This window comes from Mesorhizobium sp. P170090, assembly GCF_057786115.1.
The window spans coordinates 3,919,825-3,933,635 of the sequence record NZ_JBYNWH010000001.1 but is presented as its reverse complement, the minus strand read 5'-3'; the positions used below and the strand labels follow the sequence as shown (position 1 = coordinate 3,933,635).

Genomic DNA, 13,811 nt, shown 5'->3' with positions numbered 1-13,811 from the left:
AAATGGTGAAGTTTTACCACTGGTGCAAGTGCACCAACCTCAGTCAACCTAGTACCAGCCCACCGCCACCTGCGCCTCTTCCGACATGCGGTCGGGCGACCAGGGCGGGTCGAAGGTCATGTTGACCTCGACGCCGGAGACGCCTTCGACGGCGCCGACGGCGTTTTCCACCCAGCCGGGCATTTCGCCGGCCACCGGACAGCCGGGCGCGGTCAGCGTCATGTCGATCTTGACCGCGCGGTTGTCCTCGATGTCGATCTTGTAGATGAGGCCGAGCTCATAGATGTCGGCCGGTATTTCCGGGTCATAGACCGTCTTCAGCGCCGAGACGATGTCGTCGGTCAGCCGCGCCAGCTCGTCGGCGGGAATCGCCGAGGCGGAAACCACCGGATTGACGGCCGCTTCCGGCGCGGTGGTGTGGCTCGCATCATCCATGGTCGTCATCCAAAGAACCTGTCACCCGAAGAACTTGCGCGCTTTTTCCAGCGCATCGGCCAAAGCGTCGACTTCGGCCCTGGTATTATACATGCCGAACGATGCCCTGCATGTGGAGGTTACGCCAAAGCGTTTCAACAGCGGCTGGGCGCAATGGGTGCCCGCGCGGACGGCAACACCTTGCCTGTCTATCACCATCGACACGTCATGGGCATGAATGCCCTGCAATTCGAAGGAAATGATGGCGCCCTTGTCCGGCGCGTCGCCGAAGATGCGCAGCGAGTTGATGGCGCGCAGCCGCTCGTGCGCGTAGGTCTTGAGGTCGGCCTCGTGCGCGGCGATGCGCTCGCGGCCGATCTTTTCCATGTATTCCAATGCTGTACCCAGCCCGATCGCCTGGACGATCGGCGGCGTGCCGGCCTCGAAGCGGTGCGGCGGCTCGTTGTAGGTGACGACGTCTTCCGTCACTTCCTCGATCATCTCGCCGCCGCCCATGAAAGGGCGCATGGCCGAGAGAATATCCTTCTTGCCGTAAAGCACGCCGATGCCGGACGGCCCGTAAACCTTGTGACCGGTGAAGACGAAGAAATCGCAGTCGAGGTCCTGGACGTCGATCGGCATGTGCACGGCGCTCTGGCTGCCATCGACAAGTACGGGAATGCCACGCGAATGCGCGATGCGCACGATTTCCTTGATCGGCGTCACCGTGCCCAGCGCGTTCGACATATGCGTGATGGCGACGAGCCTGGTCTTGTCGGTCAGGCGCTTTTCGAATTCCTCGATGTGGAAGATGCCGAGATCGTCGACCGGCACCCAGACCAGCTTGGCGCCCTGCCGTTCCCGGATGAAATGCCACGGCACGATGTTGGAGTGGTGCTCCATGATCGACAGCACGATCTCGTCGCCCGCGCCGATATTGGGCATGCCATAGCCGTAAGCCACGGTGTTGATGGCGGCTGTCGTGTTGGAGGTGAAGACGATGTTGTCGGTGCTTGGCGCATTGAGGAAACGGCGCACCGTCTCGCGCGCCTTCTCATAGGCGTCGGTTGCGGCATTGGACAGGAAATGCAGGCCGCGATGGACGTTGGCGTATTCCTGGGAATAGGCGTGCTGGATCGTATCCAGCACCACCTGCGGCTTCTGCGCCGAGGCGCCATTGTCGAGATAGACCAGCGGTTTGCCGTAGACTTCGCGCGACAGGATCGGGAAGTCGCGGCGGATCGCCTCGACGTCGTATGGGGTTGTTTCGATCTTCTGGTCCATTACAAGCTCTCTTGAGGCACCGCCTCACTTCGTCACGCACCCCTCATCCGACCGAGCTTCGCTCGGCCACCGCCCGGGGCGAGTCACTTGCCTCGCCCGTCCTTCGGACCCCACAAGGGGAGAAGGGAAAGAGGCGCTTACCCGTGCGCCACGAACCAGTCGTCCAGCCTTGTTTCCAGGGCCTCGACGATGGTTTCGTCGTCCAGTTCCTCGATTACTTCGGCCACGAACGCCTTCACCAGCAAGCCGCGGGCGCTCTTCTCGTCGATGCCGCGCGCCATCAGGTAGAACAGATGGTTGTGGTCGATCTCGGTAACGGTCGCGCCATGGCCGCAGATGACGTCGTCGGCGAAGATCTCCAGCTCAGGCTTGGTCGAGAACTCGCCATCGTCCGACAAAAGCAGCGTGTTGCAGGCCATCTTGGCGTTGGTTTTTTGCGCGTATTGGTGGACGTTGATGCGGCCCTGGAAGACGCCGCGCGCCTTGCCGGTCACGACATTGCGGATCACTTCCGTCGACGTCGTATGCGGCACGGCATGGTCGAGCACCATGGTCACGTCGGTGTGGGTGTCGCCGGCGAGCAGGTTGATGCCGCGCAGTTTGAAGTCGGAGCCTTCGCCCGTGGTCTTCACCACGATCTCCTGGCGCACAAGCTTGCCGCCGGCATTCATGAAAAACAGCGTCAGCTTCGAATTCTTGCCGAGATGCGCCTTGAACTGGGCAAGATGCGTGGCCGTTTCCGGCTGCTCCTGCACGATCAGCCAGGTAACGTCCGCACCCTCGCCCAGAACGAGCTGGCTGACCGAGCTGCCCAGTGCCGCGCCCTCGCCGGCCTGACGCTCGACGAGAGCAGCTTTGGCGCCGGCGCCGACACGCACGGGAAAGCGCACATGCACCTGGCCACCGGCCTGCAAATTCTGCAATTCGATCGGCTTTTCCAGTGCTGTGCCATCCGCAATGTCGACGAAATAGCCGTCAGCGACAAAGGCGGTGTTCAGCGCACCGATGGCGTCATCGCTGCCATAGGGATCGAGGCCCGGTGCGATCGAGCCGTCAGTCAGCTTTTCCGACAGGCGCTGGATGGCCACGCCTTCGATCGCGGGGAATTTCGCGCCGGAGACGCCGTTCAGAACCGCCAGCACGGCGGAGCCTTCGACGATGGGCGCCAGCCCCTTGGCGGCGGCCGTCGGATCGAACGCCGGCACCGCAGTCAACAGCCGGCGCAGGTCAGTGTAATGCCAGGATTCGATGCGCCGCGTCGGCAGCCCGTGCTTGATTGCCTCAATGGCGTCGTCGCGCTTCAGCATCACCGCGCCGTCACCCGGCAGCAACGACAGACGCTCGCCAAAGGCGTCGATCAGCGCCGTTTCGGCCTGCGTGCGCTGGGGTTGTGTATGCATATTCATCAGTTTTGCCCCGCCTTTCAGCATAAAATGGCCTTCTGGCGTCTCACGCGGCTTCGCCGATCACGCCGGCATAGCCATTGGCTTCGAGATCGAGCGCCAGCGACTTGTCGCCGGACTTGATCACCTGGCCCTTGTATAGGACGTGCACGCTATCGGGCACGATGTGCTCGAGCAGGCGCTGGTAGTGGGTGATGACGATGATGGCACGGTCGGCCGAACGCAGCGCGTTGACGCCGTCCGAGACGATCTTCAGCGCATCGATGTCGAGGCCGGAATCGGTCTCGTCGAGCACGCAGAGCTTTGGCTCCAGCAGCTTCATCTGCAGGATCTCGGCCCGCTTCTTCTCGCCGCCGGAAAAGCCGACATTGAGCGGCCGCTTGAGCATCGCCATCTCCATCGAGAGCGAGGCTGCCGCCTCTTTCACCCGCTTCAAAAATTCCGGGATCTTCAGCGGCTCCTCGCCGCGCGCCTTGCGCTGCTCGTTCATCGCCACTTTCAGGAATTCCATGGTCGCGACGCCAGGTATCTCCATCGGATACTGGAAGGCGAGGAAGATGCCCGCGGTGGCGCGCTCGGCCGGATCCATTTCGAGGATCGACTGGCCGTTATAGAGGATGTCGCCTTCGGTGACCTCATAGTCCTCACGGCCGGCGAGGATGTAGGACAGCGTCGATTTGCCCGAGCCGTTCGGACCCATGATGGCAGCGACCTCGCCGTTTTTCACCGTCAGGTTCAGGCCGCGGATGATCTCGGTGCCGTCATCGACGATGCGGGCATGCAGGTTCTTGATCTCAAGCATTTTTTCTTTCCTGGATATATTGTCCGGTCAGCCGACCGAGCCCTCGAGGCTGATGCCGATAAGCTTCTGCGCTTCGACCGCGAACTCCATCGGCAGCTGCTGGATGACATCCTTGACGAAGCCGTTGACGATCAGCGCGATCGCCTCCTCTTCCGGGATGCCGCGCTGCATGACGTAGAACTTCTGGTCCTCGGAAATCTTTGACGTCGTCGCCTCATGCTCGAACTGCGCCGTCGAGTTCTTGGCTTCCATGTAGGGCACGGTGTGCGCGCCGCACTGGTCGCCGATCAGGAGACTATCGCAATTGGTGAAGTTGCGGGCGTTGGTCGCCTTGCGGTGCGCCGAGACCTGGCCGCGATAGGTGTTCTGCGAGAAGCCGGCGGCAATGCCCTTGGAGATGATGCGGCTCGACGTGTTCTTGCCGAGATGGATCATCTTGGTGCCGCTATCGACCTGCTGGTAGCCGTTCGACACAGCGATCGAATAGAACTCGCCGGAGGAATTGTCGCCGCGCAGGATGCAGCTGGGATATTTCCAGGTGATCGCCGAACCGGTCTCGACCTGCGTCCACGAGATCTTCGAACGGTGGCCGCGGCAGTCGCCGCGCTTGGTGACGAAATTGTAGATGCCGCCCTTGCCCTCGGCATCGCCGGGGTACCAGTTCTGCACCGTCGAATATTTGATCTCGGCATCGTCGAGCGCCACCAGTTCGACGACGGCGGCATGCAGCTGGTTCTCGTCGCGCTGCGGCGCCGTGCAGCCTTCGAGATAGGAGACGTAAGCCCCCTCCTCGGCGATGATCAGCGTGCGCTCGAACTGGCCGGTGTTCTTCTCGTTCATGCGGAAATAGGTCGACAGCTCCATCGGGCAGCGCACGCCCTTGGGCACGAAGACGAACGAGCCGTCGGTGAAGACAGCCGAATTCAGCGTGGCGTAGAAATTGTCGGATGTCGGCACGACCGAGCCGAGATATTTCTGCACCAGCTCCGGATGCTCGCGGATGGCTTCCGAGATCGAGCAGAAGATGACGCCGGCCTGCGCCAGTTCCTTCTTGAACGTGGTGACGACGGAAACGGAATCAAACACCGCGTCGACGGCGACACGGCCCGATTTGTAGACGTTGTCGCTGGGCTCCTCGAGATCGGAGACGTCGGTTTTCTGCACGCCGGCGAGGATTTCTTGTTCCCGCAGCGGAATGCCGAGCTTCTCGTAGACCTTCAACAGCTCGGGATCGACGTCGCTCAGCGAGGTCGGGCCGGGCGTGCTCTTGGGCGCCGCGTAGTAATAGAGGTCCTGAAAGTCGATCTTCGGATAATGGACGCGCGCCCAGGTCGGCTCTTCCAGGGTCAACCAGCGTCGATAGGCTTCCAGACGCCATTCCAGCATCCAGGACGGTTCATCCTTCTTGGCCGAGATGAAGCGAATAATGTCTTCGCTCAAGCCCTTGGGGGCCTTGTCCATCGCGATCTCTGTCTGGAATCCGTATTTGTACTGGTCGACGTCGATCTTTCGGACCCGATCGATCGTGTCCTGCACAGCAGGCATAAGCGTTCTCCATCCACGCCGGGGTCAAGGCCCGACAGTTTTCAAACTATGGCATCGCCGAGGGCTGCCCATGAGGCGCCGAAGGCGGCGTAAGTTTCATATAGTGCGTCTCGGCCGGGAATTCACCCGGCCACTTGCAAACGCACGGCTCTACCAGGCCGCGAGGCCTGAATTCTTTGTCGCCGCCTCAGGCGGCTTGTTCCCTGCCCGCCCGGCGCTGGGCAATACCGGCCAGCGCAGCACGGAACAGTTCGATATCCCCGGCACTCGTTGCGTGGCCGATGGACACGCGCAAAGCGCCCAGGCTGTCGCCATGACCCATGGCTTTCAGCACATGGCTCGGCCCGACCTTGCCCGACGAACAGGCCGATCCCGCCGACAGCGCAACGCCAGCCAGATCGAACGCGATCTGCGCCGTCTCGGCCTTGATGCCGGGAATAGCGAAGAATGTCGTATTGGCAAGCCTTGGCGCGCCGGTTCCGAAGATTTCTGCGTCCGGCACCAGCGTTTTGAGTGTTTTCTCGACCTCGCCGCGGCGTTGCGCGATCGCTTCGACGTCTTTCAGTCCAGCCAAAGCCTGCCGCGCCGCGGCGCCAAAGCCGGCGATGGCCGCCAGGTTTTCGGTGCCGCCGCGATGGCCCTTTTCCTGGCCGCCGCCATTGATCAGCGGCTTCGGCATCATCAGATCGGCTGCCGCAACGACGGCGCCGACACCCTTGGGGCCGCCGATCTTGTGCGAAGACAGAATCAAATAGTCGGCGTAAGCCGCTGACATATCGATGGGAACACGGCCCGCAGCCTGCACCGCGTCGACCACCAGAATGCCGCCCGCCGCATTGACGATCGCGGCGATGCGATCAATCGGCTGGATGACGCCGGTCTCGTTGTTGGCCGCATGGATCGCGACCAACGGCAGGCCTTCGGCCTTGTCATGCGCGGCCAGAGCGGCTGTCAGCTGAGCGAGGTCAGCGATGCCATCGGCGTCGACGCCGATCCGCGAAACCTGTGTTGCCGGGAAGCGGCCGCCGTTCAACAGGCAAGGGTGGTCGGCCTCGCAGACATAGAGCCGGCTCATGCGCACCGTGCCACGGCCCATCCGCCAATCCGGTGTCAGCAGCGTCGATGCGGCTTCCGTCGCGCCGGAGGTGAAGACGACATGCTCGGCCTTGGCGCCGACAAGTGCTGCCACATCGCGCCGGGCAGTGTCGATCAGGCGCCGCGCCGCGCGCCCCTCGGCATGCACCGACGACGGATTGGCGACGAGATCGAGCGCGGCAATCATCGCCTCGCGCGCCTCGGCAATGAGCGGCGCGCTGGCATTGTAGTCGAGATAGGCGCGTGCTGCGGCCATTTTCACCCAATCGATCCCGTCAAGACCCTTTCCGCAAGGATAGCGCGTTATTTCCTTGAAATTGCAAGGCAAGACGTCCTATTTACGCGGCTTGCGGCGAGGATGGCCGGGCCGTCACGGCTGGCTATCCAGTTTTGAACAATTCTAAACTAGCTTCTAAGAAGACGCTTGCCCTGCGTCAAGGCCCGGAAGGGCTGGGGCTAGAGTAAAGAGTTGTTCCGGGCGCCGCGCATTCGTATGCCATTTGGAGTAGTTCATGCCTGAGGTCATTTTCACCGGTCCGGCCGGCCGCCTGGAGGGCCGCTACCAGCCTTCCAAGGAGAAGAGCGCGCCGATTGCCATCGTGTTGCATCCGCATCCGCAATTCGGCGGCACGATGAACAACAAGATCGTCTATGACCTCTTCTACATGTTCCAGAAGCGCGATTTCACCACGCTTCGCTTCAACTTCCGCGGCATCGGCCGCAGCCAGGGCGAATTCGACCACGGCACCGGCGAATTGTCGGATGCCGCCGCAGCGCTCGACTGGGTGCAGTCGCTGCATCCGGATTCCAAGAGCTGCTGGGTGGCCGGTTATTCCTTCGGCTCCTGGATCGGCATGCAGCTTCTGATGCGCCGGCCCGAGATCGAGGGCTTCATCTCGATCGCGCCGCAGCCCAACACCTATGATTTCTCGTTCCTGGCGCCCTGCCCGTCATCGGGTCTGATCATCCATGGCGATGCCGACAAGGTGGCGCCGCCCAAGGATGTGCAGGGCCTGGTCGACAAGCTGCACACGCAAAAGGGCATCACCATCACGCAGAAGACCTTGCCAGGCGCCAACCACTTCTTCGCCAACGACGCCGATCTGCTGCTCGAGGAATGCGCCGACTATCTCGACCGACGGCTGGCCGGCGAATTGTCCGATCCGCGGCCGAAGCGGCTGCGCTAAGAGCAATTCCAGGAAAAGTGTAAACGGGTTTTCCGTCCGGAATTGCGTCAAAACAAAAACTCCCGGTCCGATGCCGTCACAGTCGTGCCCATCATGGGCGCGACAATGCCATTTCGGCTGATCCAAACGGTGAAGCCAGCCTGACATGTGGCGCGGCTCGGCTGAACGGTGCACAATGCCGGTTCAGCCAGCGCAAGAAGGCATGACCGATCATGTACCAGCCTCCCCATTTCCAGGAAACGCGGCCGGACGTCCTGCACGGGCTGATCCGGACGCATCCGCTGGGGTTGCTGATCTCCAACGGCGCCGATGGCCCGGTCGCCAATGCCATTCCCTTCCTGCTTGATGCCGAGGTTGGGCCGAATGGCCGGCTGCGCGCCCATCTGGCCAGGGCCAACCCGCAATGGCGTCAGCTGGCCGACAATCCGACATCGCCGGTGCTGGTCGTCTTCCAGGGCGCCGACGCCTACGTGACGCCGTCCTGGTACGAGACCAAGCGCGAGACCGGCAAGGTCGTGCCGACCTGGAACTACGCCATTGTCCAGGTGCGAGGAACCGTCAGAGTGATCGAGGATTCCGCCTGGATCGCACAGCAGATCACCGAGCTGACGCTGTCGCAGGAAGGCGCCCGCGAGGCACCCTGGGCGGTGACCGATGCGCCGCCGACCTTCATCCAGTCGCAAATCAAGGGCATTGTCGGGCTTGAGATCGAGATCGCCGAAATCAGCGGCAAGTGGAAAGTCAGCCAGAACCGGCCTGTCGCCGACCGCGTCGGTGTCGCCGAAGGGCTGGAGAAGGACGCCGCCGGCGCGCCTGACATGGCTCGGCTGGTGCGGAGCTGGGGTGGCATCGACAGCTAGCTGGGGTGGTCTTAGATGGTTCCAAAGGCGTCAGCAATTCAGTTGCTTGCCGGCGCTGCTCCAATGCGGAAATTCGTCTTGTCTCGGCGCATCGTTTTGGTTTGGTTTGCGAGCCCGACGGAATAGGCGGAACGTAGTTTTTGCCACCGGCAACCCCGACGCCGTGTAGCGGAAGATACATCCCAGCCGGCCAAGCACCATCGCGCAGACGATGGCAACAGCACAGCCAAGGCCGAATCCGGCGACAGTGTCGCTCGGGTAGTGCGCGCCGATAAAGATCCGGGTCGATGCGACCGACAAGGTTGCTGCCAGCAGCACCCATCTGCGCTGGGGCAACAACAGCAGTGCAATGCCGAAAATGACGCCCATGGTCGTGGCATGGCCGGACGGGAAGCTGGCAAAGCGCGCCTCCAAGGAAAAAGGATGCAGCGACAGATCGCCGAGCTTGTCGAAATTCATCGGCCTGGCTCTGCCCACGCCTTATTTCAGCACGTTGACGACCATGGCCGAGAGTGCGATCGAACCCAGCACCATGAAAGCAAAGCAGGTCCAGTTGTAGAAGGTCATCCGCGCGCGCCGGGAAAGGCTGCGCCAATCCGTCAGATTCGCGGCAATCAGCACCAATACCGACGGGACAAGATACCAGCCGCCTAGGCCGAAGAAGGTAAAAAACTCGGCGATGCGGAAGACATTGGTCGAGCCTGAAGCCCACTCCCTCGCCATGGTCCCTGCAAGATGGTCGAAACGGAGCGACACCGCGATCGTCAGCAAAAGCCAGGCCACAACCCAGACCGACCACAGGATTTTCGGGTAGCGCGCCGGGCGCGTCGCCAGGCGATGCCGTACAATCCCGAAAGTATCGCGGAAATTAGCGACAGACTGCCGGAGCATGGCAGGCAAAGCGGCACGCGCCGGCGATGGCGACTTCATCAACATGCGGAGCTCGGCGCGATCATTGAAGAGCTATCAGTTCGCCACACGGTACAGGCCGAGCGACAATTTATCACCTGACGAATAGTTGATGCCGTCGATCTCGGCGACGCGGCTGGCCTTCTTGCCTTGCCCTGCCAGCAGGTCATCCAGCCGTTTTTCATCGCCGACCGGCGCCAGGCCCAGCGCGCAGGCCGGATCGCCAAGCAGATGTTGCGCAACCCCGTCGACATCGGTCAGTACCGTCTTTGTGCCCACCAGAAATACCAGGCTCGGTTCGTGATATTGCGCGGAGGCGAGCACGCTCATCTCACAGGGACGATCGGCGCGAACCGCAGCCTCGATTTCCCGGCTCATCCAAATCGGTTTCAGTGACGGCACGATGACACCGAACAGCAGGGCGTAGGTTATACCGGCGCAAACCGCAGCCCCGCCGATGCGGACCAGCGGCACCAGCGTCTGGCGCGAAACAGCGAGGTAGCCGGCGCCCAATGCTGCCGCGGCGGCCGGAACGCTCCACCATAAAAATGTCTTCATGAGATAGATCGGCGCACCGACGCAAAGCACGGCGAGACCGACTGTCACCAGAACGGTGCCGAATGCGGTCGCCCACCACAGCCATGTCTGCCAGCGCCTGAGCGGCGCATTTGCCTCTTGCGGCGTCAGCGTCAAAAGCCAGCCGATGAGCAGGGCCATGCCGGGATAGGCCGGCAGCACATAATGCGGCAGTTTCGTCGGGATCAATTCGAAGACGAGCCAGAACGGAACGTACCAGGCGAGGCAGAAACGCAGGCGCGGATCGTCGCGCAATCGGTTGAGCGCCTGCAGTCCGGCGCCGAGCGCCACAAGGCCGAACGGCCACATGAACAGGCAATAGGTCAGCACGTAGAAGCCCGGCGGAACGCCGTGCGACTCCTCGCCTTGCGCGACCTTGCCGAGCATATCCTTGCCGACGGCCTGCTGCAGGAAGGCGCCGTTGCTCTTCCAGGTGATGAGGGCGAGCCAAGGCAGCACGATCAACAGCACCAGAATCAGCCCACGCCCGGCTTTCAGCCTCGCCAGCCAGCGCCAGTCGCGCTCGAAAGCAACCAGCGTGAGCACCGTCAGCGCCGACAGCAGCGGTGCAATCGGCCCCTTGATGAGGATAGCCGCGCCCTGCGCAGCCCAGAAAATCCACGGCAGATGGCCGGCGACAGGCTCGTTGCGGCGCGATGCCAGATAAATCTGCGCCAGCGCGCCTTGCGCCAGAACGCAGCAGGCAAGCAGCATCGCGTCGGTCTTGGCGTCACGGCCTTCGAAGGCGGTGGCGAAAATCGCCGCCATGACCAGGCCGGCGGCAAGACCGGCATTGGCGCCGAACAGATTGGCCCCGGTCCAGGCGATTGCGACGACGGCGATGGCGATGCCCAGCGCCGAGATCAGCCGGTAGATCCAGATCGGCGCCTGTGCCCCCTCGCCGCTCAGCGTCACCGCCGCCGATTGCAGCCAGTAGATGCCGATCGGCTTTTGGTAGCGCGACGCGTCCTGGAAGCGGATGTCGACATAGTCGCCGGTCTCCCTCATCTGCTTGGTCGCCTGGACGAAGCGCGGCTCGTCGCGGTCGAGCGGCGGCAAAGAGGCCAGTCCCGACGCCGTCATCATCAGGCTGAACAGGAAGAGAAAGATGTAGTTCCTGCTCATTTCGACACCGGACAGACTGGATTTGGCGGGACTGGTGGCTCAGTCGACCTTGGTCATCGCCGCCTTGCGCTCATTGGCGATGAGCCATAAATTTCTGACATAGATCACCATGCCCATGGCCTGGCCGGCGATGAACACCGGATCCTCACGCTGGATGGCGTAGACCAGCAGCAGCCCGCCGCCGAACAGCGAGAAGAACCAGAAAGCGATCGGCACGACGCTGCGCTTGGCCTTTTCCGAAGCGATCCACTGCACCAGGAAGCGCATGGTGAAGAAGAACTGGGCAACGAAGCCGAGCAGAACCCAGGCGTCGAACTGCTTGACGAAAACCTGGTGCAGCCAGGTCGCCAATTCCTGAAACACGTTAGCCATGCGTGATTTCCTCTACCTTTGGCATTCTGCGGCGCCGGCGCCGAAGCCACCAGACGCCGGCGAGATCGAGCGCGCCCTGCAGGCCGCGATCGAAGATGCCGTAATTCGACTTGCCGTGGCGGCGGGAGCGGTCGACGACGTCGCAATGGACGACGCGGTAGCCTTCCTGGATGACAAGCGCCGGAACGAAACGATGCGTACCGTCGAAAAACGGCAGTTTGCGCAAGATATCGGTGTGGATCGCCTTTAAGCCGCAGCCAGTGTCGCGGGTGTCGTCATGCAGGATCGCGCCGCGCAGCCAGTTGGCGAAACGCGATGCCAATTGCTTGATCTTGCTGTCGCGGCGCTTCAACCGCTGCCCCTGCGCGGCGCCGAAATCGGGCCCTGCCCGACGCAGCGCATCGACCAGCACGGGGATATATTGCGGGTCGTTCTGGCCGTCGCCGTCGATGGTGGCGATTATCGAGCCGCGCGCCGCCCAGGCGCCCGAGCGCACCGAAAGCGACTGGCCGGCGGATTTTTCGTGCCGAAGCTGCCGAAGCGGAAACGGACGTGTGGCGGCTTCAGCGGCAAGCACCGAAGCGGTGTCGTCAGTCGAACCGTCATTGACGACGATGATTTCGAAGTCGCGCCCGGTCATCGCCGCCTCGATCTCGTCGATCAGCAGCGGCAGGTTCGCCGCCTCGTTGCGGCAGGGAATGACGATGGATATCAATGCGTCCGGCATATCGCGTCGGGCTCTGTCACAAGATATGGCATTCGGTGGATGCCGTGCGGTGCCGTTCCAGCGGATCGAACCCGTTGGCGCGGCGCCTCATTACGCCAGCCGACAGGATGAAGCAAGCATGCGCGGCAGTGCAGAATAGGCTGTCCATGCCGGCGCAAAATCGGAAACCACTTTTGCTTGACGCGCTTGGATGCTAAACGCCCGCGTTCAGGCCATGCCGGGCCGTTCGGACCCGGCGCTTTCAGGAAGAAACAATGCCCGCCTTCAAGTCCGATTTCCTGCGCGTCATGAGCGAGCGCGGCTTCATCCACCAGATTTCGGATGAGACCGGGCTGGATCAACTTTTCGCGAAGGAAACCGTGACCGCCTATGTCGGCTACGACGCCACGGCGACCAGCCTGCACATCGGCAATCTGATATCGGCGACCATGCTCTACTGGATGCAGGAGACCGGCCACCGGCCGATCGCACTGATGGGCGGCGGCACCTCGATGATCGGCGACCCGTCCTTCCGTGACGACCAGCGCAGCCTTTTGACGCCCGAGGCGATCGCCACCAACATCGAGGGCATCAAGCGAATTTTTGGCCGCATCCTGCGCTTCGGCGACACTGGCAACGACGCCATCATGGTCAACAATGCCGACTGGCTGATGAAGCTCAACTATGTCGAGTTCCTGCGCGATGTCGGCCGCCACTTTTCGGTCAACCGGATGCTGACCTTCGACAGCGTCAGGCTGCGGCTCGAGCGCGAACAGTCGCTGTCCTTCCTCGAATTCAACTACATGATCCTGCAAGGCTATGATTTCGTCGAGCTCAGCCGCCGCCACGACTGCCGGCTGCAGATGGGCGGTTCGGACCAGTGGGGCAACATCATCAACGGCGTCGATCTCGGCCACCGCATGGGCACGCCGCAGCTTTATGCGCTGACCACGCCGCTGCTGACGACATCGTCGGGCGCCAAGATGGGCAAATCGGCCAAGGGCGCGGTGTGGCTGAACGGCGACCTCTTCTCGCCCTATGATTTCTGGCAATACTGGCGCAACACCGAGGATGCCGACGTCGAGCGCTTCCTGAAGATCTTCACCCGGCTGCCGCTTTCGGAGATCGCGCGGTTGGCCGCCCTTGGCGGCTCGGAGATCAACGAGGCCAAGAAGGTGCTGGCCACAGAAACCACGGCCATCGTGCACGGCCGCGAGGCGGCGCTCGCGGCCGAGGAAACCGCGCGCAAGACGTTCGAGGAAGGCGTGACGGCCGAAACCCTGCCGAGCGTCGAGGTGGATGGCGCAGCGCTGGAAGCTGGCATCGGCATCCTGTCGCTGCTGGTCACCGCGGGCCTTGCCGGGTCGAACGGCGAGGCGCGCCGGCATATCCAGGGCGGCGCCGTGCGCCTCAACGACCAGCCGGTGGCGGACGACCGGCGGATGGTGACGCCTCAGGATTTGAGTCCGGAAAACGTCGCAAAGCTTTCAGTGGGCAAGAAAAAGCACGTGCTTGTGCGGCCTGCCTGAGCCG

14 protein-coding genes are annotated in these 13,811 nt (G+C 62.5%); 3 read left to right on the top strand and 11 right to left on the bottom strand.

What is annotated here, in order from left to right; translation table 11 throughout:
- Positions 1 to 48: 48 nt before the first annotated feature.
- The 6 genes from AC3EML_RS18980 to AC3EML_RS18955 form a co-directional block, all read right to left on the bottom strand.
- The gene (locus tag AC3EML_RS18980) at positions 49 to 435 is read right to left on the bottom strand and encodes an SUF system Fe-S cluster assembly protein (protein ID WP_023684865.1); all 387 of its coding nucleotides are present in this window, start codon (positions 433 to 435) and stop codon (positions 49 to 51) included.
- Positions 436 to 456: 21 nt separating this feature from the next.
- On the bottom strand, positions 457 to 1,698 hold the full coding sequence (locus tag AC3EML_RS18975; RefSeq protein ID WP_023697558.1) for a cysteine desulfurase: 1,242 nt from the start codon (positions 1,696 to 1,698) through the stop codon (positions 457 to 459).
- A gap of 137 nt (positions 1,699 to 1,835) precedes the next feature.
- Complete coding sequence (gene sufD, locus AC3EML_RS18970; RefSeq protein WP_352520248.1) at positions 1,836 to 3,104, bottom strand: Fe-S cluster assembly protein SufD; 1,269 nt, start codon at positions 3,102 to 3,104, stop codon at positions 1,836 to 1,838.
- Between the two features lie 43 nt (positions 3,105 to 3,147).
- Entirely contained in the window at positions 3,148 to 3,903 is a 756-nt protein-coding gene (sufC, locus tag AC3EML_RS18965) for a Fe-S cluster assembly ATPase SufC (protein ID WP_023711504.1), read from the bottom strand.
- Between the two features lie 27 nt (positions 3,904 to 3,930).
- Positions 3,931 to 5,448 carry a Fe-S cluster assembly protein SufB gene (gene sufB, locus AC3EML_RS18960; protein ID WP_488494658.1) on the bottom strand — a complete coding sequence of 506 codons (1,518 nt, stop codon included), beginning with the start codon at positions 5,446 to 5,448 and terminating at the stop codon, positions 3,931 to 3,933.
- A gap of 187 nt (positions 5,449 to 5,635) precedes the next feature.
- A complete protein-coding gene (locus AC3EML_RS18955; RefSeq protein ID WP_023711505.1) occupies positions 5,636 to 6,799 on the bottom strand; it encodes a cysteine desulfurase family protein in 1,164 nt (387 codons plus the stop codon).
- A gap of 256 nt (positions 6,800 to 7,055) precedes the next feature.
- On the opposite strand from AC3EML_RS18955, the gene AC3EML_RS18950 reads away from it, so the two are divergent.
- Together AC3EML_RS18950 and AC3EML_RS18945 are read left to right on the top strand one after the other, a co-directional pair.
- Positions 7,056 to 7,730, top strand: coding sequence for an alpha/beta hydrolase (locus tag AC3EML_RS18950; protein ID WP_023669128.1), 675 nt, complete (start codon positions 7,056 to 7,058; stop codon positions 7,728 to 7,730).
- 212 nt (positions 7,731 to 7,942) lie between these two features.
- Entirely contained in the window at positions 7,943 to 8,590 is a 648-nt protein-coding gene (locus AC3EML_RS18945) for an FMN-binding negative transcriptional regulator (protein WP_352520247.1), read from the top strand.
- Between the two features lie 30 nt (positions 8,591 to 8,620).
- On the opposite strand, the gene AC3EML_RS18940 is transcribed toward AC3EML_RS18945, so the two are convergent.
- The 5 genes from AC3EML_RS18940 to AC3EML_RS18920 are packed head-to-tail and all read right to left on the bottom strand — an operon-like array spanning position 8,621 to position 12,299.
- Positions 8,621 to 9,067, bottom strand: coding sequence for a phosphatase PAP2 family protein (locus AC3EML_RS18940; RefSeq protein WP_352520246.1), 447 nt, complete (start codon positions 9,065 to 9,067; stop codon positions 8,621 to 8,623).
- Between the two features lie 3 nt (positions 9,068 to 9,070).
- The gene (locus tag AC3EML_RS18935) at positions 9,071 to 9,526 is read right to left on the bottom strand and encodes a phosphatase PAP2 family protein (protein ID WP_352520245.1); all 456 of its coding nucleotides are present in this window, start codon (positions 9,524 to 9,526) and stop codon (positions 9,071 to 9,073) included.
- A 30-nt stretch (positions 9,527 to 9,556) separates the two neighbouring features.
- Positions 9,557 to 11,200, bottom strand: coding sequence for an ArnT family glycosyltransferase (locus tag AC3EML_RS18930; protein WP_352520244.1), 1,644 nt, complete (start codon positions 11,198 to 11,200; stop codon positions 9,557 to 9,559).
- A 39-nt stretch (positions 11,201 to 11,239) separates the two neighbouring features.
- Positions 11,240 to 11,572 carry a lipid-A-disaccharide synthase N-terminal domain-containing protein gene (locus tag AC3EML_RS18925; RefSeq protein ID WP_023669132.1) on the bottom strand — a complete coding sequence of 111 codons (333 nt, stop codon included), beginning with the start codon at positions 11,570 to 11,572 and terminating at the stop codon, positions 11,240 to 11,242.
- Entirely contained in the window at positions 11,565 to 12,299 is a 735-nt protein-coding gene (locus AC3EML_RS18920) for a glycosyltransferase family 2 protein (protein WP_023694104.1), read from the bottom strand. The genes AC3EML_RS18925 and AC3EML_RS18920 overlap by 8 nt, the downstream gene beginning before the upstream one ends.
- Positions 12,300 to 12,553: 254 nt before the next feature.
- Here AC3EML_RS18920 and tyrS point away from each other — a divergent pair, with 254 nt between their 5' ends.
- Complete coding sequence (tyrS, locus tag AC3EML_RS18915) at positions 12,554 to 13,807, top strand: tyrosine--tRNA ligase (RefSeq protein ID WP_023669134.1); 1,254 nt, start codon at positions 12,554 to 12,556, stop codon at positions 13,805 to 13,807.
- The last annotated feature ends 4 nt before the right edge of the window (positions 13,808 to 13,811 follow it).

Coding starts and splice junctions, on each gene's coding strand:
- AC3EML_RS18980 (WP_023684865.1), bottom strand. CDS start 435: ATGGATGATGCGAGCCACACCACCGCGCCGGAAGCGGCCGTCAATCCG.
- AC3EML_RS18920 (WP_023694104.1), bottom strand. CDS start 12,299: ATGCCGGACGCATTGATATCCATCGTCATTCCCTGCCGCAACGAGGCG.
- AC3EML_RS18930 (WP_352520244.1), bottom strand. CDS start 11,200: ATGAGCAGGAACTACATCTTTCTCTTCCTGTTCAGCCTGATGATGACG.
- AC3EML_RS18945 (WP_352520247.1), top strand. CDS start 7,943: ATGTACCAGCCTCCCCATTTCCAGGAAACGCGGCCGGACGTCCTGCAC.
- AC3EML_RS18955 (WP_023711505.1), bottom strand. CDS start 6,799: ATGGCCGCAGCACGCGCCTATCTCGACTACAATGCCAGCGCGCCGCTC.
- tyrS (WP_023669134.1), top strand. CDS start 12,554: ATGCCCGCCTTCAAGTCCGATTTCCTGCGCGTCATGAGCGAGCGCGGC.
- AC3EML_RS18950 (WP_023669128.1), top strand. CDS start 7,056: ATGCCTGAGGTCATTTTCACCGGTCCGGCCGGCCGCCTGGAGGGCCGC.
- sufD (WP_352520248.1), bottom strand. CDS start 3,104: ATGAATATGCATACACAACCCCAGCGCACGCAGGCCGAAACGGCGCTG.
- AC3EML_RS18975 (WP_023697558.1), bottom strand. CDS start 1,698: ATGGACCAGAAGATCGAAACAACCCCATACGACGTCGAGGCGATCCGC.
- AC3EML_RS18925 (WP_023669132.1), bottom strand. CDS start 11,572: ATGGCTAACGTGTTTCAGGAATTGGCGACCTGGCTGCACCAGGTTTTC.
- AC3EML_RS18935 (WP_352520245.1), bottom strand. CDS start 9,526: ATGTTGATGAAGTCGCCATCGCCGGCGCGTGCCGCTTTGCCTGCCATG.
- sufB (WP_488494658.1), bottom strand. CDS start 5,448: ATGCCTGCTGTGCAGGACACGATCGATCGGGTCCGAAAGATCGACGTC.
- sufC (WP_023711504.1), bottom strand. CDS start 3,903: ATGCTTGAGATCAAGAACCTGCATGCCCGCATCGTCGATGACGGCACC.